The organism is Nocardioides lijunqiniae, assembly GCF_015024225.1.
Lineage (GTDB): Bacteria > Actinomycetota > Actinomycetes > Propionibacteriales > Nocardioidaceae > Nocardioides > Nocardioides lijunqiniae.
On the sequence record NZ_JACJGM010000010.1, the window covers coordinates 125,820 to 151,469 of the forward strand.

Below are 25,650 nucleotides of genomic sequence, written 5' to 3' on the forward strand. Positions count from 1 at the left end.
TGCTACGACGCGACCACCAGCACCGGCGACGGCGCGATCTCGAGCCGCACCCGGTCGCCCACCGCGAGGTCGGCCGCGGCGCTGCTCGCGAGCTGGGCGACGACGAGGGTGCCGTCGTCGAGCTCCACGCTGGCCCGGGTGACCGGGCCGAGGAAGCCCACCGAGACGATCCGACCGTGGCCGGCGGCGTCCGGTGAGACCGACACCGACTCGGGGCGCACCAGCGCCAGCCCGGAGCCCGTAGCCGAGCCGGGCAGCACCGGCAGGCCGGCGCCGAGCACCTCGGCGCGGTCGCCCGTGACGTTGGCCGGGATCCGGTTGCTGAGCCCGACGAACTCCCCCACGAACGGCGTGGCCGGCGCGGAGTAGAGCTCCGCCGGCGGTGCGATCTGGTCGAGCCGGCCGGCATTCATGACCCCGACCCGGTCGGCGATCGCGAGCGCCTCCTCCTGGTCGTGGGTGACGAAGAGGGTGGTGGTGCCGACGTCGAGCTGCACGCGGCGGATCTCGTCGCGCAGCTGCACGCGGACCTTGGCGTCCAGCGCCGACAGCGGCTCGTCCAGGAGCAGCACCGCCGGCTCGATCGCCAGCGCGCGGGCCAGCGCCACCCGCTGCTGCTGCCCGCCCGAGAGCTGGTTGGCGTACCGGTCCTTCTGGGTGCCCAGGCCGACCAGGTCGAGCATGTCGCCCGCGCGAGTACGGCGCTCGGTGCGCGAGCGGCCGCGGAGCTTGAGCCCGAAGGCGACGTTGTCGAGCACCGTGAGGTGCGGGAAGAGGCTGTAGGCCTGGAAGACCATGCCCATGTCGCGCTTGTTGGCCGGCACCCGGGTGAGGTCCTTGCCGCCGACGGTGATGGTGCCGGCGTCCTGTCGCTCGAGGCCGGCCAGGATCCGCAGCGCGGTGGTCTTGCCGCAGCCGGACGGGCCGAGCAGGACGACCATCTCGCCCGGCGCCAGGGTCAGGTCCAGCCCGTCGAGCGCGTGCACGTCGCCGTAGGAGCGGCGCAGGCCGCTCATCTCGACGGCGAGGCCGTCGCCGGCGCGGGTGGCCTGGGTGGCGGTGGTGGACATCTACTTCCCTCCGGGGTGGCGACGACGGCGGTCGAGGAACGACAGCATCATCAGCAGCAGTGCGGCGAACAGCAGCGAGGCGAGCGCCGCCGCCATGGACTCGGGTGCGTTGGCCTTGCTGATCGCGACGATGACGACGGGCAGCGTCTCGTAGTTGGTCAGCGAGGACACGGTGTACTCCCCCAGCACGAGGGCGATCGCGATGAATGCGCCGCCGAGCACCCCGGGCCAGATGTTGGGCAGGATCACCCGGGTGATGACGGTGAACCAGCCGGCCCCCAGCGAGCGCGCCGCCTCGGAGAGCGTGGTGGCGTCCAGCGAGCCAAGCGCCGAGTCGATCGCCCGGTAGGAGTAGGGCAGCACCAGCACGACGTAGACGAACGTCAGCGTGAGGGCGGAGTCGCCGATGAGGTAGTCGACCCAGGCGTAGACGTTGTCCATGCCGACGACGATCACGAGGGCCGGGATGGTGAGCGGGAGCAGGCACAGGAACTCGATCAGCCGCGTCGCCCTCGGGACCCGGAGCTTGACCCAGATCATCGTCGGCACCAGCAGCACGACCATGCCGACCACGGTCAGCCCGGCCAGCAGCAGCGAGGTGGTGATCGCCTCCGTCATCGTCGGGTCCTCGACCAGGGCCTGCCAGGCGGCGCCGGTGCGCTCGCCGGTGCGGGTGTCGCGGGTGCTGAAGTTCAGCAGGGCCACCAGCGGGACCAGGAAGAAGGCCGCGAAGGCCAGCAGCAGCAGCCAGCGGCTGACGCGCCACACGACGGCACCCATCACAGCCACCGGGACGTGCGCTTGAGGAGCCAGGCGTACAGGCCCATCACGAGGGCGACCACGACGATCATCTCCAGCGCCAGAGCGTAGGCGAAGTTGGCCTGGCCGAGCACGATCTCGCTGGTCAGCGAGTTGCGGATCAGCAGCGGCGTGATCGGCGCGCCCTGGCTCACCAGCGCGGCGGCCGTGGCGTAGGCGGCGAAGGCGTTCGCGAAGAGCAGCAGCGCCGAGCCGAGGAAGGCCGGCCGCAGCAGCGGGAACGCCACCTGCGTCCAGTACTGCCAGGTGGTGGCGCCGAGGTTGACGGCCGCCTCGCGCCACTGGGGGCGCAGCCCCTCCAGGGCCGGCAGGAAGACGATGACCATGAGCGGGATCTGGAAGTAGGTGTAGACCAGCACCAGGCCCGGCATCTCGTAGAGCCAGGAGGAGCCGTTGGGGTCACCACCGACGTACGTCGCCAGCAGGTCGGTGAGCAGGCCGCCGAAGCCCAGCGTGGCCATCCAGGCGAAGGCCAGGGTCACCCCGCCGAACTGCGCGAGCACGCCGCACACCGCCGTGACGGTGCGGCGCACGATGCTGGTCGGCGGCGCCGTGACGACCAGGTAGGCCAGGAGCGCGCCGAGCACGGCGCCCACGACCGCGGAGGTGAACGACAGCACCAGGCTCTGGCGCAGCGCCTTCAGCGGCGTCTCCTCGCCGAGGAGCCGGATCTTCTCGAGCGTGAACCCGCCCTCGTCGGCCTGGAACGCCCCGATGCACACGGTGACCGTGGGGACGATCAGGAAGATGCCGACGAAGGCGAGGAAGGGCAGCAGCCCGACGGACGGGCCGATCCCGAAGGACCGGCCCGTCCGAGGTGGCGCCGCCGGGGCCGGGGCGGGCCCGGCGAGCGGTGCGGTCTCCGACACGCTCAGCCGACGGCCTTGGCCCAGTTGTCGGCGAGGTAGGCCGCCATCGTCTCGGTCTGCTCGTTGGTCGGGATGACCGGCGTTCCGGTCACCTCGGGCAGGGCGTCGTAGAGCTCCTGGTCGATCGAGCCGGCCTCCACCATGGCGTCGGCGCGCACGGGGCGGGCGCCGCCCTTGAGCCAGAGGTTCTGGCCCTCGTCGCTGTAGAGGAACTCCTGCCACAGCCGCGCCGCGGCCGGGTGCGGGGCGTCGGCGTTGATGGCCTGGAAGTAGTAGCCCGCGATGGGCGCCTCCTCGGGCACGAAGACCTCCCAGCCGTCGACCTTGGCGCTCTCGGCGGCGTTGAGGTAGTCCCAGTCGATGACGACGGGGGTCTGGCCGGACTCGATCGTCGCCGCCGTCGGGTCGACCGGCAGGAAGTTGCCGGCGTCCTTGAGGTCGGCGAAGAAGTCGACGCCGGGCTTGATGTCGTCGGCCGAGCCGCCGTTGGCGACCGAGGCCATGACGACGCCGCTGAAGGCGGCGCCGGCGGCCGTCGGGTCACCGTTGAGCGCCACCTTGCCCTTGAACTCCGGGCCGAGCAGGTCCTCCAGCGAGGTGACCTCGGGGACCTTGGTCGAGTCGTAGCCCACGGACATGTAGCCGCCGTAGTCGTTGACCCAGGCGCCGTCGGGGTCCTTGAACTCCTCGGGGATCTCGTCGAACGTCTCGACCTGGTACGGCGCGAACATGTCGGTGTTGGCGAGGGCGACGGACTGGCCGAGGTCGAAGACGTCGGGCGCGCGGTCGGTGCCCTTGAGCTGGTCGGCGGCGTTGATCTCGTCCTGGCTCGCCGCGTCGGGCTGGGCGGAGTTGATCTTGATGTCGTACTTCTCCTGGAACGTCGAGATGATCTCGCCGTAGTTGGCCCAGTCGGGCGGCAGGGCGATCACGTTCAGCTCGCCCTCCTCCTCCGCGGCGGAGACGAGGTCGTCCATCGAGCCGAAGTCGTCCAGCGAGGTCGCCGACGCGGCGTCGGAGCCGGCCCCGGAGTCCTGGGAGTCGTCCTCCGGCGGGGCGCAGGCGGCCAGGGCGGAGGTCGAGAGGAGCGCCACCAGGCACACCAGCGAGGTCTTGGGCTTCACAGTTCTCCTTGATCCGTGCGCGAGAGGTCGCGCGTCGACATCACCCTCACGGGTGGATCTACCTGGACCGTACCGCCTCGCGACCGCGAGGGGCCCGGCCGATGAACGATCGGCGTGGGGCGGCCGCACTAGCCTGACGAGGTGCGCCGACTCCTGACCCCCCTGCTGGCCTGCCTCGCGCTCACCGCGTGCACCGGGTCGCAGGAGGACGAGCCGGCTCCCCCGACGGCGTCCGCCGTCGCCTGGGAGCAGGTGTCCCTCCCGCTGCCCGAGGGGCCGGCCGGGCGCATCGCGGTGCGCGAGGCGGTCGCCTGCGACGGCACGTGGTGGCTCGCCGGCGGGGTGTTCGTGGGCGACGGCAGCGTCCCCGCGGGCTGGCGCAGCGACGACGACGGGCGCACCTGGACGTCGCTGAGGTTCGCCCCCCGGGGCTACTGGGCCGAGCGCGCGATCATGTCGTCGGTGGCCTGCCGGGGCGACCGCGTCGTCATGGTCGGCGCGAAGTCCGGCGGCGCGCACGGCAACCCCCGGGTCACCACCTGGTACCAGCGCCCCGACGGCGTGTTCACCGACGTCGTCGCGCCGTTCTCGCTCTTCGGCGGCGACCAGGCCGTCAGCGTCGAGCGGGTCGCGGCCGGCCCCGACTCCTGGCTCGTCGCCGGCAACCGGACGGCCGGGGCGGCGGTGTGGGTCGCCGACGACGAGCGCACCTTCGAGCTCGTCGACGACGACCCGGCGCTGATCCGCGACGAGCGCCTCGACACCCTCGCGATCGCGCAGGTCCACGACGGAGCCGGCTGGACCGTCGTGGGCAGCGGCCAGGTGGCCGGTCGCGTCAACCGGGTGCCGATGGCGTGGGTGTCGCCCGACGGCCGCACGTGGGAGCGGCAGGAGGTGCCGACCTCCGAGGGCTTCACCGACCTCGAGCGAGTGGCCCGCACCGACGACGGCCTGCTCGCGGTGGGGCTGCGCGACGACCGCTTCGGCACCTGGCGCCGCGAGGGCGGCACGTGGACGGCCGCCGAGTCGTTCGGACGGCTGGACCCCGACGGTCAGGCCTTCACCGGCGCCGGCAGCCTCGCCACCGCCGGCGACCGGGCGCTGGCCGCGGTGAGCGACGGGACGGCGTACGCGCTGTGGGGGCGGCTGGGCGACGACGACTGGCGCGAGGTCGAGATCCCCGTGAGCCCCACCGCCGCCGGCGAGCACGTGCTCACGGTCGGCGCCACGGACGACACCGTGCTGCTCGTGGGCGACGACGGCAAGACCGGTCGCGTCTGGCGCGCCGCCTGGCCCTCCTAGCGCACGGCCGCGCGACACTCCGCCGGGGCGCAGCCCTCCAGGCGGCGCAGGCGCCGCATCAGGTCGCGCGCGTAGGGCTCGTCGTGGTCCTCGGCGAACACGTTGGTGTCCTCCCACGGGCGGTCGTAGCGGTAGAGCTCGTAGGCGTGGTCGGTGCCCGTCCAGGACGGGTCGAGGTCGACGCGCACCAGCAACCCCTCCTCGCCGCGGATCGCGACGTAGGACGGGATGATGTCGATCGTCCCGCCCGACCCACGGTCGGCGTCGACCTCGCCGGGCTGGGCCATCGCGTAGGTGTGCTCGAAGAACGCGTAGCGCGCGCCGGGCGCCTCGGGAGCGGTGAGCGACGCCGCGAAGGACCTGCCCGAGCGGTAGCGCGGCGTGCGCACCCCGGCCAGCTCCTCGAACGTCGGCGCCAGGTCGATGTTGTTGACGAACTGGTGGCGCACGCCCGGCACCACCCCGGGGCCCACGACGACGAGCGGCACCCGGCTGTCGGAGTCGTACGGCGTGCCCTTGCCGCCGTTGAGCTGGTGCTGGCCCAGGTGGAAGCCGTTGTCGGAGGTGAGGACGACGTAGGCGTCGGGACCGGCGGCCTCCCGCACCTCCTTGATCATGCGGTCGACGGACTGCACCATCCGCGCCCGGTCGCGGTAGTAGGTCAGCGCCTCCTGGTCGCTCAGCGTGAGCTCGTTGGTCCGCCACGGCGGCGCGGGCGCGGTCCTGCCGCCGGGGAGCAGGTAGGTCGGCGCGTTGTCCCCGCGCGGGTCGTCGTAGCCGACGAGGTCCTCGAGACCGAGCTCGCCGCACGGGCGGGTGCCGCAGTTGCCGCCGGTCGGGTCGCCCTCGGCGGCCCGGTCGCGGAAGGCCGAGGGGAACTGCGGGTTGTCCGCGTAGGCCTTCTCGATCTGGCCGTGCGGCGCGTAGGTCGCGACCTCCAGGAAGTACGGCGCGTCGCCGGCGCGCTGCTCCTCGAGGAACGCCACCGCCTTGCGGGTCGTGACGTGGCCGGCGTACGCGCGGTCGCGGCGGGCGACGGAGGCCGAGCGCGGCGGCTTGCGGTGCCGGTTCAGCTCCACGCGCCCGTCGGCGTCGAGGGACGTGCTCTCGAAGTCCCAGCCGCTGTAGGCCGAGCCCAGGAGCGCCTGCCAGTCGGTCCAGCCCGGCACCGTCGGCGGCGGCTGGAGCTCGCCGTCGACGACCTCCCCGCTGTAGCGGTTGAGGAACTTGCCGACGAAGCCCGTGCGGTAGCCGGAGGCCTGCAGCGTGACGCTGAACTGGCGCTTGCCGTTGCCGTGGGCGGTGAACGCCTCGTAGCCGCCGATCGGGTGCTCGCCGTCGTTGGGGGTGTTGGTGAGGACGCCGGTCTGGTGGGGCATCTGCCCGGTCAGGATCGAGGCCCGCGAGGGGCAGCACAGGGAGTTGACGACGAACGCGTTGTCGTAGGTCGCGCCCTCCGCGACCATGCGCTGCGCCTCCGGCATGGTGTCGAGCAGCTCGAGCGAGAAGTCGTCCATCAGGATCAGCACGATGTCGGGCCGGCCCGGCGGCGCCGGCGGCACCGTGTGCGGCACGGCCGACGGTGTGGTCGACGGTGTCGCCGACGGGGGCACGTCGGGGGACGCCGGGGCGCCACGGGAGCGGTCGTCGCCGGGGTGCGCGGCGCGCGCGTCGCGGTCGGTGACCTCGCCGACCGCGAGCATGCTCGTCACCGCGATCGCCAGCAGCGCGACGACCCCCGCCACCCGCCTGGCCATCGCCGACCCTCCGTCTTGTCGTCCCGTCACGGTGAGTACGACGCACCAACCGGCTCTTAGGTTGCCCGAGGACCGGCGCGGGGCCGCGCAGGCGCGGCGATAGCCTTCGCAGGTGACCACCGGCCCCGAGTTCCGCTACTCCGACCTGCTGCCGATCGGCCGCGACGACACGCCGTACCGGCTGCTGACGACCGAGGGCGTCTCCACGTTCACCGCGGAGGGCCGGACCTTCCTGCGCGTCGAGCCCGAGGCGATCGAGCGGCTGACCTCGGAGGCCATGCACGACATCTCCCACTACCTGCGCCCCGCGCACCTCGCGCAGCTGCGGCGGATCATCGACGACCCCGAGGCGTCGGGCAACGACCGCTTCGTGGCGCTCGACCTGCTCAAGAACGTCAACATCTCCGCCGGCGGCGTCCTGCCGATGTGCCAGGACACCGGGACCGCGATCGTCATGGGCAAGAAGTCCGAGGGCGTCCTCACCGGCGCCGACGACGGCGAGGCCATCAGCCGGGGGGTCTACGACGCCTACACGCGGCTCAACCTGCGCTACTCCCAGCTGGCCCCGCTGACGACCTGGGAGGAGAAGAACACCGGCACCAACCTGCCGGCCCAGATCGAGCTCTACTCCACCCCGCAGACCTCGGGACGCCCCGAGTACAAGTTCCTCTTCATGGCCAAGGGCGGCGGGTCGGCGAACAAGTCGTTCCTGTTCCAGGAGACCAAGGCCGTCCTGAACCCCACGCGGATGCTGGAGTTCCTCGACGAGAAGATCCGCTCGCTCGGGACGGCGGCCTGTCCGCCGTACCACCTGGCGGTCGTGATCGGCGGCACGACGGCGGAGTTCGCGCTCAAGACCGCCAAGTACGCCTCCGCGCACTACCTCGACAACCTGCCCACCGAGGGCTCGATGAGCGCCCACGGGTTCCGCGACCTGGAGCTCGAGGAGGAGGTCTTCAAGCTGACCCAGTCGTTCGGGATCGGCGCGCAGTTCGGCGGGAAGTACTTCTGCCACGACGTGCGGGTCGTGCGGCTGCCGCGCCACGGCGCCTCGTGCCCAGTGGCGATCGCGGTGTCCTGCTCGGCCGACCGGCAGGCGCTGGGCAAGATCACGCCCGACGGCGTCTTCCTGGAGCAGCTCGAGATGGACCCGGCGCAGTACATGCCCGACGCCGGCGTGGCCGAGGACGTGGCCGGCGGCGCCGTCGTCCCGATCGACCTGAACCAGCCGATGGCCGACATCCTCGCCGAGCTGCGCCGTCACCCGGTGAGGACCCGGCTCTCGCTGACCGGACCGCTGGTCGTGGCCCGCGACATCGCGCACGCCAAGATCAAGGAGCGCCTCGACGCCGGCGAGGAGATGCCGCAGTACCTGCGCGACCACCCCGTCTACTACGCCGGACCGGCCAAGACCCCCGACGGCATGGCGTCCGGCTCGTTCGGCCCGACCACGGCCGGCCGCATGGACTCCTACGTCGAGCAGTTCCAGGCGGCCGGCGGGTCGATGGTGATGCTGGCGAAGGGCAACCGCTCCAAGCAGGTCACCGAGGCGTGCCACACCCACGGCGGCTTCTACCTCGGCTCGATCGGCGGCCCCGCCGCCCGCCTCGCCCAGGACTGCATCCGCTCGGTCTCGGTCCTGGAGTACGAGGAGCTCGGCATGGAGGCCGTGTGGAGGATCGAGGTCGAGGACTTCCCGGCGTTCATCGTCGTCGACGACCAGGGCAACGACTTCTTCACCGACCCCTCCGGCGCCGTCACCGTCCCGATCTCCGGCCTCCGCGTCCGCTCCGCCCAGTAGCCCGCCACCGGCGGTTGAGGAGGTTGCGCAGCAACCGTCTCGAAACCCGGTGAGTGGGAAGACAGCGCCTCCACCGACGGGGTTTCGAGACGGGACTTCGTCCCTCCTCAACCCCCGGCCCGGTGGTTGAGGTGCGAGCGGAGCGAGCCTCGAAACTACCCTCCTGCGACTACGCCAGGGCGCGCAGGGAGTCGACGAGCGGGGTCGTCGGGCGGCCGAGCAGGCGGCCGAGGGTGCCGTCGGTGTGGTCGAGAACGCCGTCGCGGATGTTGCCCTCGAGGGCGGTGACGAAGCCGGCGGTGCCGGCGTCGAGGCCGACCTGCTGGAGCTGGGCGCCGCGGTCCTCGGGGCTGACCTGCTGCAGCTGCACCTCGCGGCCCAGCACCTCCGACATGGCGGAGGCGAGGGTCGTGAAGTCCCACGACGTGTCGCCGGCGAGCTCGTAGACCTGACCGACGTGGCCGTCGGTGGTGAGGACGACGGCGGCCGCCTCGGCGAAGTCGGCGCGCGCCGCGCTCGGCACCCGGCCGTCCCCGGTGCTGGTGACGAGCACACCGTGCTCGCGGGCCACCTGCAGGTCCTGCTCGTAGTTCTCGGTGTACCAGTTGTTGCGCAGGATCGTGGCGGGCACGCCCGAGGCGGCGATGTGCTCCTCGGTGGCCTTGTGCTCCGGCGCCAGGACCAGCTCGGTGTCGGTGGCTCGCGGCGCGCTGGTGTAGACGAGCTGCTCGACGCCCGCGGCGACGGCGGCGTCGACGACCGCGGCGTGCTGCGGCACGCGCTGGCCGACCTCGGAGCCGGAGATCAGCAGCACCTTGTCGGCGCCGTCGACGGCGGCGGTGACCGAGGCCGGGTCGTTGTAGTCGAGCGGCACGACGGACACGCCGCGCTCGGCGTACGCCGCGAGCGACGCGGGCGTGCGGGCGCCGGCGCGGATCGAGTCGGGGGCGACGCCGCGCTCGAGCAGCGAGTCGAGGACGAGGCGGCCGAGGTGGCCGGAGGCGGCGGTGACGAGGGTGGTCATGAGGTTCCTTTGTCGAGGCGTGGACGGGATGTCACCTGCCCGAACCCCGCCCGCACCGAGATGCTTCCCGATCGGCAGTACCCACCTTTTGGTAAGGTACCTACATGAAAGTAAGCCTGGCCTCCCTGCGGGGCGACGACACGGCCATGTTCGCCGACGGCTGCCCCACCCGCACCGTCCTGGACCACGTCACCAGCAAGTGGGGCGTGCTCGTGCTCGCGGCGCTGGCCGACGGCACGCTGCGCTGGAGCGAGCTGCGCCGCACCGTCGACGGCATCAGCGAGAAGATGCTCGCCTCGACGCTCAAGACGCTCGAGCGCGACGGCATCGTGGTGCGCGAGGCGCGCCCGGTGATCCCGCCGCACGTCGACTACGGCCTCACCGACCGGGGCCGCGACCTGATGGCCGCGATGTCGCCGCTGCTGCTGTGGGTGGCCGGCAACGCCGACACGATCCTCACCGAGGCGCAGGAGCGGGGCTGATCGCTCCCCCGAGCCGCGTCAGTGCGACGACTCGTTGCCCTCCTCGGGCGGGTCGTGCCGCGGCGCGGCGTTGGGTCCGGCGGTGCCCTCCTGGGCCTCGCCGCTCTGGTCGTCGGGGTTGCCTGCGACCGCCTGGTCGTCGGAGATCGGGACGTCGGCGACGGCCGGGTCCATCGAGGCGACCTCGGAGACCTGACCCTCGTCGCTGCTGCCCGTGTCGTGGCTCTGCGTGTCCTGGTCGTGCGCGTCGTTGGCCATGCGCACCGGTACCCGTCCTGCCCTGCCACAGTCGCGGGCGCCGGGTAGGCACCTGAGGGAACCTCGACCTCGCCCCGTCCGTTGGTGGAGTAGAAGTCCCGGCCCAGAGGAGCGACCCATGCAGTGCCCCACCGACGGAACCACGCTGACCATGAGCGAGCGTGGCGGCATCGAGATCGACTACTGCCCCAGCTGCCGCGGCGTCTGGTTGGACCGCGGCGAGCTCGACAAGATCATCGAGCGCTCCCTGACCCAGCAGGCGCCTCCGGCTCCCGCGCCCGCTCCCCAGCAGCCCCCGCGCGAGCGTGAGCGCGAGCGGAGCTACGAGCGCTACGAGGAGCCCCGGGGCGGACACCAGCAGGGCTATCAGCAGGGCTACCCCCAGCAGGGCTACAAGAAGAAGCGCAAGGAGAGCTGGCTCAGCGAGATCTTCGACTGAGGATCGCCCCAGCGCCTCGCCCCACCGCCTGGCGCGCCGCCGCGCGTTGGCAGGATGAGGGCATGGAGTACGTCGAGCTCGCGCGCGCCGAGTCCGAGCGCGGCGAGCTGGTGCTGCGTGAGCGGCGCCCCGAGGGCGGGACCCCGGCGCTGGAGCTGAGGGCCAACGGCGCCTTCGTCATGGACACCCTCGAGGTCAGCACCGAGCGCGCGCTCGCGACGGCGGCGCTCGCTCTGGTCGACCCGCCGCGGGCGGTCGTGGTCGGCGGGCTCGGTCTCGGCTTCACGATGCACGAGGTGCTCGCCGACTCGCGCGTCGAGACCTGCGCCGTGGTGGAGATCGAGGAAGCGCTGGTCGGCTGGATGCGCGACGGCACCGTGCCGCACGGCCCGGCGCTGCTGGCCGACGAGCGGGTCCGCATCGTCGTCGCCGACATCGCGGTGGCGCTCGCCGAGGCTGCGCCGGCGACGTACGACCTGATCCTGCTGGACGTCGACAACGGCCCCGGCTACCTCGTCCACGAGGGCAACGCCCGGCTCTACCAGGAGCCGCTGCTCCGCGCGGCGCACCGGACCCTGCGCCCCGGCGGCGCCCTGGCGATCTGGTCGGCGGCCGAGGCACCCGAACTGGCCGACTCCCTGGCCGCCGTGTTCGGCGAGGTCGAGGCGCTCCCGCTCGACGTCCTGCTCCAGGGCCGCGACGAGCGCTACTGGGTCTACGTCGCGCGCACGGGTCAGGAGAACTCCGCGCGGTAGTGCTCCGACCGTGCGGGGTAGTAGTCGTCCCAGGCGACCTCGCTCGCGTCGCGACCGCTCTCCGCGGCGACGAGCCGGTCGAGGTAGTAGTCCCAGCCGGGTCCGACGTTCTCCGCCACGGCGGGATCGGCCATCACCTGGGCGAAGGTCAGGGTCGTGACCCCGTCGCTCTCCGCCAGGTCGAGCTCCAGCTGCCACTCGGCGCCGTCGTCGTCCACCGAGGTGCGCAGGACGAGGCGGCGGGGAGGCTCGCACACGTCGATCCGGTACGTCTCCTCCGCCACGCCGTCGCCCTCGGCGGTCATCCGGAACGCGACCTCGCCCGAGGCCGGGTCGCCGGTCCAGGTGCCGATCCAGCGCGCCAGGCGCTCCGGCTCGGTCACCGCGGCCCAGACGTCCTCGACCGGCGCGTGGAAGGTGCGCGTGAGGACGACGTACGACGTGCCGTCGCGGACCTCGCGGCGTCCGGCGGGCGGCGCGGGGGTGCTGGTCATGCGGTCTCCTCGGTCGGGACGGAGGTGCGGGTGGCGGGGTCGGAGCGGCGCTCGCGGCCGGTGCGGCGTACCTCGAGGTCCAGGCCGTCGAGGACGGACGCGGCGAAGGGCGCCGCGCCGGACTGCGGCTCGGACACCAGCTCGGCCACCAGCCCGGCGACGGGCGCGAGCGCGTCGGGGCGCAGCCGGTAGTGACGCTCGCGGCCGCGGTCGTCGGCGGTGACGAGCCCGGCCTCGGCGAGCACCCGCAGGTGGCGGCTGACGGCGGGACGGCTGATCGGATGGGCCGCGGACAGGTCGACGACGCGGGACGGACCGGTGGTCAGCGCGCGCAGGAGCTCGCGCCGCACAGGGTCGGCGAGCGCGGCGAAGACGTCCATGACTATTGGTAATCGATCAGTTACGTGATCGTCAAGGGCTAGCGTGGGACCCATGAGCGAGCACCGCACCGAACACGACTCCATGGGCGAGGTCCTCGTCCCCCGAGACGCCCTGTGGCGCGCCCAGACCCAGCGCGCGGTCGAGAACTTCCCGATCAGCGGCACCCCGCTGGAGCGCCGGATGATCGAGGCGCTGGCGCTGGTCAAGGGCGCCGCGTCCCGGGCCAACCGCGAGCTGGAGATCCTGCCGCAGGAGCAGGCCTCCGCGATCGCCGACGCCGCCGCCGAGGTGGCCTCGGGCGCCCACGACGAGCACTTCCCCATCGACGTGTTCCAGACCGGGTCCGGCACCAGCTCCAACATGAACACCAACGAGGTGATCGCCTCGCTGGCCACCCGTGCGGGCGTCGAGCTGCACCCCAACGACCACGTCAACGCCAGCCAGTCGAGCAACGACACCTTCCCGACCGCCATCCACGTGGCCGTGACGCGCGCCGTGGTCGGCGACCTGCTGCCGGCCATCGACGTGCTGGGCTCGAGCCTGGAGGCCAAGGCCGACGAGTTCGCCGGGCTGGTGAAGTCCGGACGTACCCACCTGATGGACGCGACCCCGGTGATGCTCGGCCAGGAGCTCGGGGGCTACGCCGCCACGGTGCGCTACGCGGCCGAACGCCTGGAGTCGGTGCTGCCGCGGGTGCGCGAGCTCCCCCTGGGCGGCACGGCGGTGGGCACCGGCATCAACACCCCGCCGGGCTTCGCCCAGGCCGCGATCGGCGCGCTCAACGAGCTGACCGGCGAGACCTTCACCGAGGCCCGCAACCACTTCGAGGCACAGGGCACCCGCGACTCGCTCGTCGAGCTCAGCGGCGTGCTGCGCACGCTGGCGGTCGGGCTCACCAAGATCTGCAACGACCTGCGCTGGATGTCGTCGGGTCCCACGACGGGGCTGGCCGAGATCCACCTGCCCGACCTGCAGCCGGGCTCGAGCATCATGCCCGGCAAGGTCAACCCGGTGCTCCCCGAGGCGACGCTGATGGTGTGCGCCCAGGTGATCGGCAACGACACCGCGGTGACCGTCGCCGGTGCGAGCGGCAGCTTCGAGCTCAACGTCGCGATGCCGGTCATGGCGCGCAACCTGCTCGAGTCGGTGCGGATCCTGTCGACGTCGATGACGCTGCTGGCCCAGCGCTGCGTCGACGGCATCACGGCCGACGCCGAGCGGATGCGCCGCTACGCCGCGTCGTCGCCGTCGGTGGTCACCCCGCTGAACAAGTACGTCGGCTACGAGAACGCCGCGAAGATCGCCAAGCGGGCGCTGGCCGAGGGGGCCACCATCCGCGAGACCGTGCTGGCCATGGGCTTCGTGGAGCGCGGCGACCTCACCGAGGAGCAGCTCGACGAGGCGCTCGACCTGGAGAGCATGACCCACCCGTGACCGGCAGCACGGTCGTCGTCACCGGCGCCAGCGACGGCATCGGGCTGGAGTGCTCGCGGCAGCTGACGGCCCTGGGGCACCGCGTCGTCATGGTCGGCCGCAACCCCGACAAGACCCGCGCCGCGGTCGAGTCGGTGCGGGCCTCCTCGCCCGGCGCGTTGGTCGAGCCGGCCCTGGCCGACTTCGCGTCCCAGGCCTCGGTGCGCGCGCTGGCCGCCCACCTGCTCGCCACCTGCGACCGCATCGACGTCCTGGTCAACAACGCCGGCACGGTCTTTGACCGGCGCACCCTGACCGACGACGGCATCGAGGCGACGTTCGCCGTCAACCACCTCGGTGGCTTCCTGCTCACCGAGCTGCTGCGCGAGCGGCTGGTGGCCAGCGCACCCGCGCGCATCGTCATCACCAGCTCGCGCGGCCACTACGGCGGGACCCTGGACTTCACCGACCTCGGCTTCGAGCACGGCTACGGCATCCTCAAGGCCTACGGCCGCTCCAAGCTCGCCAACGTCCTGCACACCCGGCTTCTGGCCGAGCAGCTCGCCGACGCCGAGGTCACGGTCAACTGCCTGCACCCCGGCGCGGTCGCCACCTCCATCTGGAGCGGCGCTCCGTGGTGGGCCCGGCCCGTGCTGGCGCTCGGCAAGCGGGTCGCGATGATCTCGCCGGAGGAGGGCGGGGCCCACCTGACCCGCCTGGCCGTCGGCGAGGAGGTCGAGGGGCTCACGGGCGGCTACTACGACGAGGACCGGCTGACCGAGCCCTCGCCGCTCGCCCTGAACGACGCGGTCGCCGCCCGGCTCTGGGACGAGAGCCGGCGCCTGGTGGGCCTGGTCCCCTAGCGCAGCGGCCTCAGCCGGACCGCTCGAAGTCGCGAGGGGCGAACTCGCCCTTCTCGAGGTGGCGCTCGATGTCCTCCAGGCTGTGGCCGGTGAGCTCGGGCATGAAGCGCAGCACGAAGAGGAACGCGGCGACGTTGAAGGCGGCGTAGATCCAGAACGTCTGGCCCACGCCGAACGTGTCGATCATCGTCAGCAGGGTGAGCGTGATCAGCAGGTTCGTGCTCCAGAGCGAGGCCGACTGCACGCTGGTGCCGGCGCTGCGGACGGCCAGCGGGTAGATCTCGGACCCGGTCAGCCAGCCCATCAGCTGCAGCCCGCCGGCGTTGAACGCCATGAACACGATGAGCGTCGCGATGATCCACGGCACCTGGTCGGGGCCGGCGTTGCCGGTGACGAAGAAGGCGCCCAGCACCACCAGGCTCGCGGCCGCACCCGGCACCATGACGAGCGTCAGACGACGGCGCCCGACGCGGTCGACGATGCTCAGCCCGATGACCTGCATGACCAGGTACGTCACGCCGAGGGCCACGCTGACCCGCAGTGCCGTGGTCGTCGAGAAGCCGTTGTCGGTGAGGATGGTCGGCGAGTAGTAGATGATCATCTCGATCCCGCTCAGCTGGGTGAAGATCGCGACGCCGCAGCCCACCAGGAGCGCGGGCCGCACCCAGGGGCGACGCAGCCCCGACCAGCCCCGGTCGCGGCTGCGAGTCTCCTGCTTGCGCTCCTCGAGCTCGACGATCTCGTCGAGCTCGGGGCCGACGTCCTGGCCGTCGGGGCGCACGCGCCGCAGCACGTCGCGGGCGTCGTCGGCGCGGTCGCGCTTGACCAGCCATCGAGGGCTCTCGGGCAGCCGCACGACCGCTGCCAGCATGATCAACGGAGGTACGGCCGCGGCCGCGATGGAGATCCGCCACGACACCGCCTCCGTGGCGCCGACGATCGTGGAGATCACGATGCCGACGCCGATGGCGAGCTGGAAGGCCAGCACGAGGCGGCCGCGCAGCTTCGGCGGCGCCAGCTCGGCGACGTACATCGGGACGGTCTGGGTGGCGCCACCCACTGCGAACCCGAGCACCACGCGGCCCAGCACCAGCAGCCACGGGCTCGGGGCGAGGCTGCAGGCGAGCGAGCCCAGGACGAAGAGCGCGCAGACGACCAGGATCGTCCCCTTGCGACCCAGCCGCTCGGACAGGTAGCTGCAGGACAGCGCGCCGAGCACGGCCCCCAGCAGGATGGCGGCGGCGATCGTCTGCTCCATGCCGCTGCCGATCTCGAACTCCTCGGAGATCTGGAGCAGCGCCCCGGAGATGATGCCGGTGTCGTAGCCGTAGAGGAGCCCGGCGACGGCCGAGACCAGCGCGGCGGCCAGCATCGGGCCGGTCAGCTGCCGCTCAGCCGCGTCGTCCGCCCGGTCCTTGCGAGGTTGCACGTCCGTCATCAGGGCTCCTTAGAGGGGGGTCGGGCGTAGGTACCCGAATCCCCCGGCACCGGACGCGCGCGTCTGCGCGGTGGCCGGCGGCGCGCGGGGCGTGAGCCGAGGAGTTTCACCGGGTACCCGGTGAAACTCACGCTTCCGGCACGAAGCTTCGTCCGGTCAGCACCAGTTTCGTGAGGGCTCTGTGACGGAGGGGACGCCTGCGACCCGCGTACGTCGGGCAGGCCGGCAGGTGGTCAGTCCGGGCCTGGGCGGCCGGGGCCGCGGGCGAGCCGGATGCCGCGCACCGGGCGAGGACTCACGGACGCGAGAGGCCCGCTGGTCCGGCAGCGAGATGTGGCGGGCCGACGGTGAGCCGGAGGGGTCAGTACCAGCCGTGGGACTCGGAGTGGCCCCAGGCACTGCAGGGGCTGCCGTAGCGGTCCTGGATGTAGCCCAGGCCCCAGCGGATCTGGGTGACCGGGTTCGTCTCCCAGTCGGGACCGGCGGAGGCCATCTTGGAGCCCGGCAGCGACTGCGGGATGCCGTAGGCCGACGAGCTCGGGTTGTCGGCGTTCCAGGTCCAGTTGGACTCGCGCGTCCACAGGGAGTCCAGGCAGCCGAACTGGTCCTGCCCGAAGCCGAACTCCGCCAGCAGGGCTGCGCCGATCTCGCGCGGGTCCTCGTCGGACATGTCCTCGGTGACGGTCATCGCCGACACCCGGGTCTGCACGACCGAGGCGGACTTGACGGTGTTGAGGGCCTGGCGGCGCGACGAGCGCGACACCGCCTCGGTGCGACCGCCGAGCTCGCCGGCGCCCAGCGAGCTGGTGGGCGCGGACTTCTGCTTCGACGCGGCGGGCGCCGTGGCGTCGGACGACGCGGCGGCGGCACCACTCGCGCCGGACGCGCCGGCCGCGGCGTCGCCGGCGGCCGAGACGGCCGGAGCCTGGCCGAGCAGGCCGGTGGACACGGTCACGCCGGTGGCGGCGACCGCCACGGACGACAGGATCACCGTGTTGCGGAGGGCCTTGCGCGGTGCCTCCACGAGGGCGGGGCGCTCGACGGGAGCCCGGTGCTTGGGGACGTGCTTGACGTGCTTCGACACAGAGGAGATGTCCTGAGGTAGACGACACGGAAGGCGATCACGCGCCGGTAGGTCACGAGATGATCTCGGGCCACCCTGCCCGACGGGTCCGGCGCACGCAAACACAACGGGCCCGATCGGGGGAAAACCTGACGAGAGACGCGCCACAGCGCGGCTCATGGGTCACACGAGCCCCATGAGCCACGCCGGTCACTCAGAGCGTGACGTTCTCCAGCATCTCGGTCACCAGCGCGGCGATCGGCGAGCGCTCGGAGCGGGTGAGCGTGACGTGGGCGAAGAGCGGGTGGCCCTTGAGCTTGTCGATGACCGCGACGACGCCGTCGTGACGACCGACGCGCAGGTTGTCGCGCTGGGCCACGTCGTGGGTCAGCACCACCTTGGAGTTGGCACCGATGCGCGAGAGCACCGTGAGCAGCACGTTGGCCTCGAGCGACTGCGCCTCGTCGACGATGACGAACGCGTCGTGCAACGAGCGGCCCCGGATGTGGGTCAGCGGCAGCACCTCCAGCATGCCCCGGTCGAGGATCTCGTCGATGACGTCCTTGGAGGTCATCGCGCCGAGCGTGTCGAAGACCGCCTGGCCCCACGGCGACATCTTCTCCGACTCCGATCCGGGAAGGTAGCCGAGCTCCTGGCCGCCGACGGCGAACAGCGGCCGGAAGACCACGACCTTCTTGTGCTGCCCCCGCTCGAGCACCGCCTCGAGGCCGGCGCACAGCGCCATCGCCGACTTGCCGGTGCCGGCGCGCCCGCCGAGCGACACGATGCCGACCTCGGGGTCCAGCAGCAGCTCGAGGGCGACCCGCTGCTCGGCGCTGCGCCCGTGGATGCCGAACGCCTCCCGGTCGCCGCGCACGAGGTGCACCTGCTTGTCCGGGCCGACGCGACCCAGGGCGGTGCCGCGGTCGGAGAGCAGCACCAGGCCCTGGTGGCAGGGCAGGTCGCGGGCGACGTCGAGGTCGATCACGCCGTCGTCGTACAGCTCGTCGAGCATGCCGGCCTCGACCTCGAGCTCGGCCATCCCGGAGTAGCCGGTGTCGGAGTCGTGGACGGCGTCCGCGCGGTACTCCTGGGCGTCGAGGCCGACCGCCGAGGCCTTGATGCGCAGGGGCAGGTCCTTGGAGACCAGCGTGACGTCGTGGCCCTCGTCGGCGAGGTTGCGCGCCACCGCGAGGATCCTGGTGTCGTTGTCGCCGAGCCGGAAGCCCGACGGCAGCGCGTTGGGGTCGGTGTGGTTCAGCTCGACCCGGATCGTGCCGCCGAGGTCGCCGACCGGCACCGGCTCGTCGAGACGGCCGTGGGTGGTGCGCAGCTCGTCGAGCATCCGCAGCGCGGAGCGCGCGAAGAAGCCGAGCTCGGGGTGGTGCCGCTTGCCCTCGAGCTCGGTGATCACGACGACCGGCAGCACGACCTCGTGCTCGTCGAACCTGCGCAGCGCCCCCGGGTCGGCCAGCAGCACGCTGGTGTCCAGGACGTAGGTGCGGTGCGTGGGGGTGGAGCGGTGGGACTGCTGGGCCTGCGGCACGGGATACCCCTCACGGGTCGGTGCGCGCACTCAGCGCCCCGCCCTAGTCGACGCTGATGGACCGGAGGATGCCCCGAACGCCGGAGTGCCGGCGTCCGATCCACCGGGACGGACGGCAGGCGGGCGCCTGCCTCCTCGTCCCAGCGAGCTGGTCGTGTGGTGTCACGAACGGGCCTCCGATGCGGTGAGCTTCCCCACTCACCGTGTTCTCGAAATTACGCCTCGCAGACGTCCATCCGTGGCGACACGCCCGCCCGCAGGGGTGAAGCGTGGGTGACGAGTGCATGACGTCGGGCCGCGCTCAGGAGCCGTAGCGGCGCTCGCGCAAGGCGTAGGCGCGGATGGCGCGCAGGAAGTCCACCCGCCGGAACTCCGGCCAGTAGGCCTCGCAGAAGTAGAACTCCGACTTCGCGCTCTGCCACAACAGGAACCCGCCCAGCCGCTGCTCGCCGGAGGTGCGGATCACCAGGTCGGGGTCGGGCTGGCCCTTGGTGTAGAGGTGGTCGGAGATGTGCTCGACGTCGATGATCGTCGCCAGCTCCTCCAGGGTGGTGCCCTTCGCGGCGTGCTCGTGGAGCAGGGAGCGCACGGCGTCCGCGATCTCGCGGCGCCCGCCGTAGCCGACGGCGACGTTGACGAGCATCCCGTCGACGTCGCTCGTGGCCTCCGCGGCGGCCTTGAGCCGCTCGGCGGTGCGGGCCGGCAGGAGGTCGAGCGCGCCCACCGGGTGCAGCCGCCAGCGGCGCTGGTCGGCCAGGGAGTCGACGGCCTCCTCGATGATCTCCAGCAGCGGCTCGAGCTCGGCCTCGGGGCGGTTGAGGTTGTCGGTCGAGAGCAGCCACAGCGTGACCACCTGGATCCCGACCTCGTCGCACCAGCCGAGCAGGGGCTCGATGTTGGCCGCACCCGCCCGGTGTCCGTGGGCGGTGTCGCGCCCCACCGCCTTGGCCCACCGCCGGTTGCCGTCGAGCATCACGCCGACGTGCTGCGGGAGGTTGTCGGGGAGCCGCCGCAGGAGCCGCGACTCGTACGCCGGGTAGAGCACCCGACGCAGCCCGTCCTTCCAGTCCGCCATGTCTCCGATGGTAGGGGGTGAGAGCCCTCACACGCGCCTCCCGCGTACGGGGTGACATTCACCGCGTCGTCAGCACACGCTCGGTGCGAATGGGTACCGTCTGCGCATGACCCCCGCCTTCGACCACGCCAACGAGGCAGTGCGATCGGGCCTGGAGTCCATCAATGACCACTTGGCCGAGGTGAAGCCGAAGCTGCGTGGCTGGATGCACCTGGCCCTGACACCGCTGGCCCTTGCCGGCGGCATCGTGCTGATCGTCCTCTCCCCCGACTCGACCACCCGCTGGGGCTCCGCGGTCTTCGCGTTCAGCGCGCTGCTGCTCTTCGGCATCTCCGCGCTCTACCACACGCGCACCTGGTCGCCGCCGGTCTGGGCGGCGCTGCGCCGCTTCGACCACGCCAACATCTTCGTCCTCATCGCCGGCTCCTACACGCCGCTGACGCTGATGCTGCTCGAGGGCACCCAGCGGGTCGTGCTGCTCACCACCGTGTGGGCGTGCGCGATCCTCGGCGTGCTGTTCCGGGTGTTCTGGATCGGCGCCCCGCGCTGGCTCTACACCCCGCTCTACATCGGCCTGGGCTGGGCCGCGGTGTTCTTCATCCCCGGCTTCATCGACGGCGCCTCGACGCGTCTCGGCGCCGGCGTCGGCACCGCCGTGCTCGTGCTGGTCGCGGTCGGCGGCCTGCTCTACACCGTGGGCGGGGTGGTCTACGGCTTCAAGCGGCCCGACCCGTGGCCCCAGTGGTTCGGCTTCCACGAGGTCTTCCACACGTTCACGATCCTGGCCTTCGTCAGTCACTACGTCAGCGTCTCGCTGGCGACGTACTCACTGCGCTAGGGGCTGCTTCACCGCACCTCGTACGCTGGTGGGATGGCCACCATCGAGCTGACCACCGAGAACTTCACCTTCCACGTCGAGGACGACGACATCCTGCTCGTCGACTTCTGGGCCAGCTGGTGCGGACCGTGCCAGCAGTTCGCGCCGACGTACGAGAGGGCCTCCGAGACCCACCCGGACGTCACCTTCGGCTCCATCAACACCGAGGAGCAGCGCGAGCTGGCCTCCGCGGCGGGCATCCAGTCGATCCCGACGCTGATGGCGTTCCGCGAGGGCATCCTGGTCTTCGCCCAGCCCGGCGCGCTGCCCCCGCAGGCGCTGGAGCAGGTCATCACCGGCGTCAAGGGCCTCGACATGGATGACGTACGCCGCCAGATCGCCGAGGCCGCCGAGCAGGCTGAACAGCCGGGCCAGGCCCAGGGCTGAGCGTCGGCTCCGGCGTCAGGCGCCCGAGAGCCGCTCCTCCTGGCGCACCTGCTCGTCGAGCAGCGCCCGGGCGTGCTCGCCGGAGGCGCCCTCCTGCTCCAGGCCGCGGCGGAGGCTGTCGAGCTTCTCGCGGCCCCCGGGGAAGGGCGGCAGCAGGGGCACGTCGGGATCGGTGATCGCCTCGATCACCACGGGACGGTCGGCCGACAGGGCCTGCGACCAGGCGTCGGTGAGCTGGTCGGGCGAGTCCACGAGGATCCCGCGCAGGCCCAGCAGCTCGGCGTACCCCGCGTAGGGGAACGTCGGGAGGCTCTGGCTGTCCTCGAAGCGGGGGTCGCCCTCGGTCTCGCGCTGCTCCCAGGTCACCTCCGCGAGCTCGCGGTTGTGCAGCACCAGCACCACGAACCTCGGGTCCGCCCAGTCGCGCCACCGGTGGGCGACGGTGATCAGCTCGGCGACACCATTCATCTGCATGGCGCCGTCACCGGCCATCGCCACGACGGGTCGGTCCGGCGCGGAGAGCTTGGCCGCGATGCCGTAGGGCAGGGCCGAGCCCATGCTCGCGAGCGTCGACGACAGGTGCGCCGGCACGCCGGGCGGCAGCCGCAGGTGCCGGGCGTACCAGTAGACGATCGAGCCGACGTCGACGCTGACCTGGGCGTCGGCCGGCAGCAGCGGGCTCAGGGAGCGCACGACCAGCTCCGGGTTGAGGGGGCGCGCCTCCAGGCGCGAGCGCTCCTCCGCCAGCTCGTGCCAGGCGCGCACCTGCGCTTCGACGTCGGAGCGCCACGAGGTGTCCTCGCGCTCGCGCAGCAGCGGGAGCAGGGCGGCCAGCGTGTCGGCGGCGTCGCCGGTCAGACCCACCTCGACCGGGTAGCGGTTGCCCAGGTGGCGTCCGTCGAGGTCGACCTGCACCGCCCTCGCCTGGCCGGGCGCGGGGTAGAACTCGGTCCAGGGATCGTTGCTCCCGATCACCAGCAGGGTGTCGCAGTGCCCCATCAGGTAGGCCGAGGCCGACGTGCCCAGGTGGCCCATCACTCCGCACGAGTGGGCCAGCGACTCGTCCCACCAGGGCTTGCCGAGCAGGCTCGTCGTGACGCCGGCGCCGAGCCGGTCCGCGACTGCACGCACCTGCTCGCCTGCCTCGCGGATGCCCTGGCCGACCAGCAGGGCCACCCTCTCGCCGGCGTTGAGCACGTCGGCGGCGCGCTGCAGGTCCTCCTGGCGCGGCACGACGTGCGGACGGCGCCACTCGGGCGCGGTCACGATGACGCCGTGCTCCTGCTCGAGGTCGGCCGCGTCCTCCTGCTGCACGTCGTGGGGCAGGACCACCACGCACGGCGAGCGGGTCGCCAGCGCGGTGCGGAACGCGCGGTCGAGCAGCATCGGCACCTGCTCGGGCGAGAGCGCCGTCTGGAGGAACTGCGCCGCCACGTCCTTGAACAGGCTCTGCAGGTCGATCTCCTGCTGGTACTCCGAGCCCAGCACGGTCGTCTCCTGCTGCCCGACCAGCGCCACGACCGGCACGTGGTCGAGCTTGGCGTCGTAGAGGCCGTTGAGCAGGTGGACGGCGCCCGGGCCCTGGGTGCTGGTCATGACCCCGACCTCGCCGGTGTACTTGGCGTGGCCGACCGCCATCAGCGCGGCGTTCTCCTCGTGGCGCGCCTGCACGAGCGCGGGGTCCCCGCCGGCGCGGCGCAGGGCGCCCATGAAGCCGTTGATGCCGTCGCCGGAGTAGCCGAAGATCCGGGTCACGCCCCACGCCCGCAGGCGCTCGACGACCACGTCCGCCACCAGGCGCGGCTCCTCGCTCATCGCTTCCCCTTGCCCTTGCCGCTGCCCTTGCCGCCCTTGTTCTTGCCCTTCGCCTTGCCCTTGCCGCCCTTGGCCTTGCCGCCCTTGGCCTTGCCGCCGGAGACCTTCGGTCCCCTGACCTTCGGTCCGGCCTGCTTCGGCGCGGCGGTCTTCGGCGCCGACGCGCGACCGTCCCCGGCCGTCGCGGTGGGCGTGCCGGACACCGGTCGCCGCGGCGTACGGCGCACGCTCGCCGGCGTCGTACCGCTGGACGGTGAGGCGGTCTGCGACGGCGTGCCGGGAGCCGGCGGCCGGTCCGCCTCGCTGGGGTCGCCGCCGCCGAGCAGCCCGGCGCCACCGAGGGCGACCACGAGCGCGACGGCCGCGGCGGCGACGAGCATCGCCGGCCGGGGACGGCGACGCAGCCGCGGCGAGGAGACGAGGGGGGTGAGGGTGGTCGGGTCCCCGTCCGCGATGACCGCGAGCCGCTCGGCCACCACGGCAGCCGACGGCCGGGCGCCGGGGTCGCGGGAGGTCATCGCCCGCACCAGGTCGGCCAGCGGCGCCGACAGCGTCTCCGGGACGTGCGGGTCGCGGGCGAGCCGCGCGACGGCGGCCTCCGCGGTCGAGCCGGTGAACGCCTTCTCGCCGGTCACCGCCTCGAGCAGGACCAGCCCGAGCGCGTAGACGTCGACGGCGGGGGTGATCTCCGCGCCGCTCACCTGCTCCGGCGCGAGGTAGCCCACGGTGCCGACCGTGGTCCCGGTCATCGTGTGGCGCACCGTGTCGCCCACGATCCGGGCGATGCCGAAGTCGGCCAGCTTGACCCGGCCGTCGTCCCCGAGCAGCACGTTGCCCGGCTTCACGTCGCGGTGGACGACGCCGGCCCCGTGCGCGTAGGCGAGGGCGCCGGCCACGGCGCCGAGCAGCCGGGCGGCCTCCTCGGGGGCGGGCAGCGGGCCGCGGGCGAGCAGGCCCGCCAGCGTCGAGCCCTCGACCAGCTCCAGCACCAGGTAGGGGCGGTCGTCGGAGTCACCGGCGTCCAGCAGGGTGACCAGCGCCGGGTGCGAGAGCACCGCGAGGGTGCGGGCCTCGGCGGTGAAGCGCGCCCGGTCGGCGTCCGACGGGGTCGCCTCGCGCAGGCGCTTGACCGCGACCTCACGGCTGAGCAGCGTGTCGGTCGCGCGATGGACGTCGGCCACGCCGCCGCGACCGAGAACGGCGCCGAGCTCGTAGCGCCCGCTCAGCAGGTGGGCCGCGGGTCGCGGCGCCGCCGGGCCGCCGTCGCCGAGGAGACCGGCCATGTCCACCGCCTGGGTGGGATCCGGGTCGCGCGGGTGCTGGTCCGACGTCATCAGCACCCGGTGCCCTGCGCGACGCAGCGGAAACGGGTGCGGTGACTCACGTTCCGGGGCCCGGCAGCGGTGACGCCCCGCCGCTCAGGACCCGGCGGTCAGGACGACGGCGTCTGCGGCGGCGACTGGCGCGGCGCCGACTTGCGCGTGGAGGGGTCGTAGCGACCCTCCGACGCCGAGCGGTCGGCGCGCTTGAGGTGCTTGGTGAGGCTGAAGCCGAGGATCACGACCGCGAGGATGAGCAGGCCGAAGATCCCGAAGGCGGTCCACCCGGCGACGACGTCCTCGTCGTCGGGGCCCTGCTCCACCAGAGGGAGGATCAGCATCAGGAGGTCCATGGCCACAGTCTCTCAGGAGGCCCGGTCGATGCCGGCGAACAGGTCGTCCTCGGGCACCGAGGACGGGACGTGGCTCACCACGAGCTCGAAGTCCTCGGTCGGCCAGACCCGCTCCTGCAGCTCGCGCGGCACCGCGAACCAGAATCCGTCGGGGTCGATCTGGGTGGCGTGGGCGAGGAGGGCCTGGTCGCGCACCCCGAAGTACTCCGCGCACGGCACCTTCGTGGTGACGCGGGCGTCCCACTCGGGCTCGGGCTTCCACTCGGCCAGGCGCTCGGCCCACGGCGACTCCAGCCCGTGCTCGAGCATCGCGTCGTGCAGCCTCTGCATCCGCTCGCGGTTGAAGGAGTGGTGGTAGTAGAGCTTGAGGGGCTGCCAGGGCTCGCCGGCGTCGGGGAACCGCTCGGGGTCGCCGGCCGCCTCGAACGCCGCGACGCTCACCTCGTGGCAGCGGATGTGGTCGGGGTGGGGGTAGCCACCGCGCTCGTCGTACGTCGTCAGCACGTGCGGTCGCAGGGAGCGGATCAGCCGGACCAGCCGCTCGGTGGCCTCCTCGAGCGGGGCCAGGGCGAAGCAGCCCTCGGGCAGCGGCGGCTTCGGGTCGCCCTCGGGCCAGCCGGAGTCGACGAAGCCGAGCCAGTCCTGGCTCACGCCGAGGATGTCGCGGGCCCGCTCCATCTCCTGGCGGCGCACCTCGGTCATGTTCTCGAGGATGTCGGGGCGGTCCATCTTGGGGTTGAGGATCGAGCCGCGCTCCCCGCCCGTGCAGGTGACGACGTGGACGTCGACACCCTCGGCGACGTACTTCGCGGTGGACGCGGCGCCCTTGCTGGACTCGTCGTCGGGGTGGGCGTGCACGTGCATCAGGCGCAGGCCCGCGCGGGGCCCGCTGGGAGGGTGCTGCGGCATGGCTCCATCGTAGGTGT

Annotated in this window: 26 protein-coding genes; 9 read left to right on the forward strand and 17 right to left on the reverse strand. The window is 72.5% G+C overall.

Translation table 11 applies throughout. From position 1 onward, the window contains the following. Nucleotides 1-2: 2 nt before the first annotated feature. The 4 genes from IRQ30_RS09030 to IRQ30_RS09045 are packed head-to-tail and all read right to left on the reverse strand — an operon-like array spanning nt 3 to nt 3,882. Nucleotides 3-1,070, reverse strand: coding sequence for an ABC transporter ATP-binding protein (locus tag IRQ30_RS09030; protein WP_193612586.1), 1,068 nt, complete (start codon nt 1,068-1,070; stop codon nt 3-5). Next, the gene (locus tag IRQ30_RS09035) at nt 1,071-1,850 is read right to left on the reverse strand and encodes an ABC transporter permease (RefSeq protein WP_193608828.1); all 780 of its coding nucleotides are present in this window, start codon (nt 1,848-1,850) and stop codon (nt 1,071-1,073) included. Next, nucleotides 1,850-2,758 (reverse strand): ABC transporter permease, encoded by a 909-nt coding sequence (locus IRQ30_RS24165; protein WP_338087877.1) that lies wholly within the window; start codon nt 2,756-2,758, stop codon nt 1,850-1,852. The genes IRQ30_RS09035 and IRQ30_RS24165 overlap by 1 nt, the downstream gene beginning before the upstream one ends. A 2-nt stretch (nt 2,759-2,760) precedes the next feature. Further along, entirely contained in the window at nt 2,761-3,882 is a 1,122-nt protein-coding gene (locus IRQ30_RS09045) for an ABC transporter substrate-binding protein (RefSeq protein WP_193612587.1), read from the reverse strand. A 141-nt stretch (nt 3,883-4,023) separates the two neighbouring features. Between IRQ30_RS09045 and IRQ30_RS09050 the strand changes: the two genes are divergently transcribed. Then, nucleotides 4,024-5,184, forward strand: coding sequence for a hypothetical protein (locus IRQ30_RS09050; protein WP_193612588.1), 1,161 nt, complete (start codon nt 4,024-4,026; stop codon nt 5,182-5,184). On the opposite strand, the gene IRQ30_RS09055 is transcribed toward IRQ30_RS09050, so the two are convergent. Then, entirely contained in the window at nt 5,181-6,941 is a 1,761-nt protein-coding gene (locus IRQ30_RS09055) for a sulfatase-like hydrolase/transferase (protein ID WP_193612589.1), read from the reverse strand. The two genes, IRQ30_RS09050 and IRQ30_RS09055, sit on opposite strands and share 4 nt — an antisense overlap. 112 nt (nt 6,942-7,053) lie before the next feature. On the opposite strand from IRQ30_RS09055, the gene IRQ30_RS09060 reads away from it, so the two are divergent. Beyond that, on the forward strand, nt 7,054-8,742 hold the full coding sequence (locus tag IRQ30_RS09060) for a FumA C-terminus/TtdB family hydratase beta subunit (RefSeq protein ID WP_193612590.1): 1,689 nt from the start codon (nt 7,054-7,056) through the stop codon (nt 8,740-8,742). A 169-nt stretch (nt 8,743-8,911) separates the two neighbouring features. Here IRQ30_RS09060 and IRQ30_RS09065 read toward each other — a convergent pair whose 3' ends face one another. Continuing rightward, entirely contained in the window at nt 8,912-9,766 is an 855-nt protein-coding gene (locus IRQ30_RS09065; RefSeq protein ID WP_193612591.1) for an NAD(P)H-binding protein, read from the reverse strand. A 104-nt stretch (nt 9,767-9,870) separates the two neighbouring features. On the opposite strand from IRQ30_RS09065, the gene IRQ30_RS09070 reads away from it, so the two are divergent. After that, nucleotides 9,871-10,248: a winged helix-turn-helix transcriptional regulator gene (locus IRQ30_RS09070; protein ID WP_193612592.1), complete on the forward strand. Its 378-nt coding sequence runs from the start codon at nt 9,871-9,873 to the stop codon at nt 10,246-10,248. A gap of 18 nt (nt 10,249-10,266) precedes the next feature. Here IRQ30_RS09070 and IRQ30_RS09075 read toward each other — a convergent pair whose 3' ends face one another. Further along, on the reverse strand, nt 10,267-10,506 hold the full coding sequence (locus tag IRQ30_RS09075; protein ID WP_193608821.1) for a hypothetical protein: 240 nt from the start codon (nt 10,504-10,506) through the stop codon (nt 10,267-10,269). Between the two features lie 118 nt (nt 10,507-10,624). Here IRQ30_RS09075 and IRQ30_RS09080 point away from each other — a divergent pair, with 118 nt between their 5' ends. Further along, entirely contained in the window at nt 10,625-10,945 is a 321-nt protein-coding gene (locus IRQ30_RS09080) for a TFIIB-type zinc ribbon-containing protein (RefSeq protein ID WP_193612593.1), read from the forward strand. A 62-nt stretch (nt 10,946-11,007) separates the two neighbouring features. Continuing rightward, on the forward strand, nt 11,008-11,700 hold the full coding sequence (locus IRQ30_RS09085; RefSeq protein WP_193612594.1) for a spermine/spermidine synthase domain-containing protein: 693 nt from the start codon (nt 11,008-11,010) through the stop codon (nt 11,698-11,700). On the opposite strand, the gene IRQ30_RS09090 is transcribed toward IRQ30_RS09085, so the two are convergent. After that, nucleotides 11,679-12,194, reverse strand: a complete 516-nt coding sequence (locus IRQ30_RS09090; protein WP_193612595.1) for an SRPBCC family protein — start codon at nt 12,192-12,194, stop codon at nt 11,679-11,681. The two genes, IRQ30_RS09085 and IRQ30_RS09090, sit on opposite strands and share 22 nt — an antisense overlap. Beyond that, on the reverse strand, nt 12,191-12,574 hold the full coding sequence (locus IRQ30_RS09095) for an ArsR/SmtB family transcription factor (protein ID WP_193612596.1): 384 nt from the start codon (nt 12,572-12,574) through the stop codon (nt 12,191-12,193). Before IRQ30_RS09095 ends, IRQ30_RS09090 begins: the two co-directional genes overlap by 4 nt. 52 nt (nt 12,575-12,626) lie before the next feature. Between IRQ30_RS09095 and IRQ30_RS09100 the strand changes: the two genes are divergently transcribed. Both IRQ30_RS09100 and IRQ30_RS09105 read left to right on the forward strand, forming a co-directional pair. Next, nucleotides 12,627-14,009, forward strand: coding sequence for a class II fumarate hydratase (locus IRQ30_RS09100; protein ID WP_193612597.1), 1,383 nt, complete (start codon nt 12,627-12,629; stop codon nt 14,007-14,009). Then, entirely contained in the window at nt 14,006-14,851 is an 846-nt protein-coding gene (locus IRQ30_RS09105; protein ID WP_193612598.1) for an SDR family NAD(P)-dependent oxidoreductase, read from the forward strand. The genes IRQ30_RS09100 and IRQ30_RS09105 overlap by 4 nt, the downstream gene beginning before the upstream one ends. 10 nt (nt 14,852-14,861) lie before the next feature. On the opposite strand, the gene IRQ30_RS09110 is transcribed toward IRQ30_RS09105, so the two are convergent. The 4 genes from IRQ30_RS09110 to IRQ30_RS09125 all read right to left on the reverse strand — a co-directional run bounded on the left by IRQ30_RS09110 (nt 14,862) and on the right by IRQ30_RS09125 (nt 19,973). Then, nucleotides 14,862-16,289, reverse strand: a complete 1,428-nt coding sequence (locus tag IRQ30_RS09110; protein ID WP_193612599.1) for a sugar porter family MFS transporter — start codon at nt 16,287-16,289, stop codon at nt 14,862-14,864. A 361-nt stretch (nt 16,290-16,650) separates the two neighbouring features. Continuing rightward, entirely contained in the window at nt 16,651-17,373 is a 723-nt protein-coding gene (locus IRQ30_RS09115) for an aggregation-promoting factor C-terminal-like domain-containing protein (RefSeq protein WP_193612600.1), read from the reverse strand. 193 nt (nt 17,374-17,566) lie between these two features. Continuing rightward, on the reverse strand, nt 17,567-18,898 hold the full coding sequence (locus IRQ30_RS09120) for a PhoH family protein (protein WP_338089635.1): 1,332 nt from the start codon (nt 18,896-18,898) through the stop codon (nt 17,567-17,569). Nucleotides 18,899-19,199: 301 nt separating this feature from the next. Beyond that, nucleotides 19,200-19,973, reverse strand: coding sequence for an isoprenyl transferase (locus IRQ30_RS09125; RefSeq protein WP_193608811.1), 774 nt, complete (start codon nt 19,971-19,973; stop codon nt 19,200-19,202). Nucleotides 19,974-20,079: 106 nt separating this feature from the next. Here IRQ30_RS09125 and trhA point away from each other — a divergent pair, with 106 nt between their 5' ends. After that, on the forward strand, nt 20,080-20,811 hold the full coding sequence (gene trhA / locus IRQ30_RS09130; protein ID WP_193612602.1) for a PAQR family membrane homeostasis protein TrhA: 732 nt from the start codon (nt 20,080-20,082) through the stop codon (nt 20,809-20,811). Nucleotides 20,812-20,844: 33 nt separating this feature from the next. Beyond that, nucleotides 20,845-21,237: a thioredoxin family protein gene (locus IRQ30_RS09135; protein ID WP_193612603.1), complete on the forward strand. Its 393-nt coding sequence runs from the start codon at nt 20,845-20,847 to the stop codon at nt 21,235-21,237. Between the two features lie 15 nt (nt 21,238-21,252). Here the strand turns inward: IRQ30_RS09135 and IRQ30_RS09140 are convergent, their stop codons facing one another. From IRQ30_RS09140 to mca, 4 genes are all read right to left on the reverse strand, one after another. Then, nucleotides 21,253-23,052: a thiamine pyrophosphate-requiring protein gene (locus tag IRQ30_RS09140; RefSeq protein ID WP_193612604.1), complete on the reverse strand. Its 1,800-nt coding sequence runs from the start codon at nt 23,050-23,052 to the stop codon at nt 21,253-21,255. Continuing rightward, nucleotides 23,049-24,386 (reverse strand): serine/threonine-protein kinase, encoded by a 1,338-nt coding sequence (locus IRQ30_RS09145; RefSeq protein WP_193612605.1) that lies wholly within the window; start codon nt 24,384-24,386, stop codon nt 23,049-23,051. The genes IRQ30_RS09140 and IRQ30_RS09145 overlap by 4 nt, the downstream gene beginning before the upstream one ends. A gap of 98 nt (nt 24,387-24,484) precedes the next feature. Continuing rightward, complete coding sequence (locus IRQ30_RS09150; protein WP_193608806.1) at nt 24,485-24,724, reverse strand: hypothetical protein; 240 nt, start codon at nt 24,722-24,724, stop codon at nt 24,485-24,487. A 12-nt stretch (nt 24,725-24,736) separates the two neighbouring features. Further along, nucleotides 24,737-25,633 (reverse strand): mycothiol conjugate amidase Mca, encoded by an 897-nt coding sequence (gene mca / locus IRQ30_RS09155; protein ID WP_193612606.1) that lies wholly within the window; start codon nt 25,631-25,633, stop codon nt 24,737-24,739. Nucleotides 25,634-25,650 lie beyond the last annotated feature (17 nt).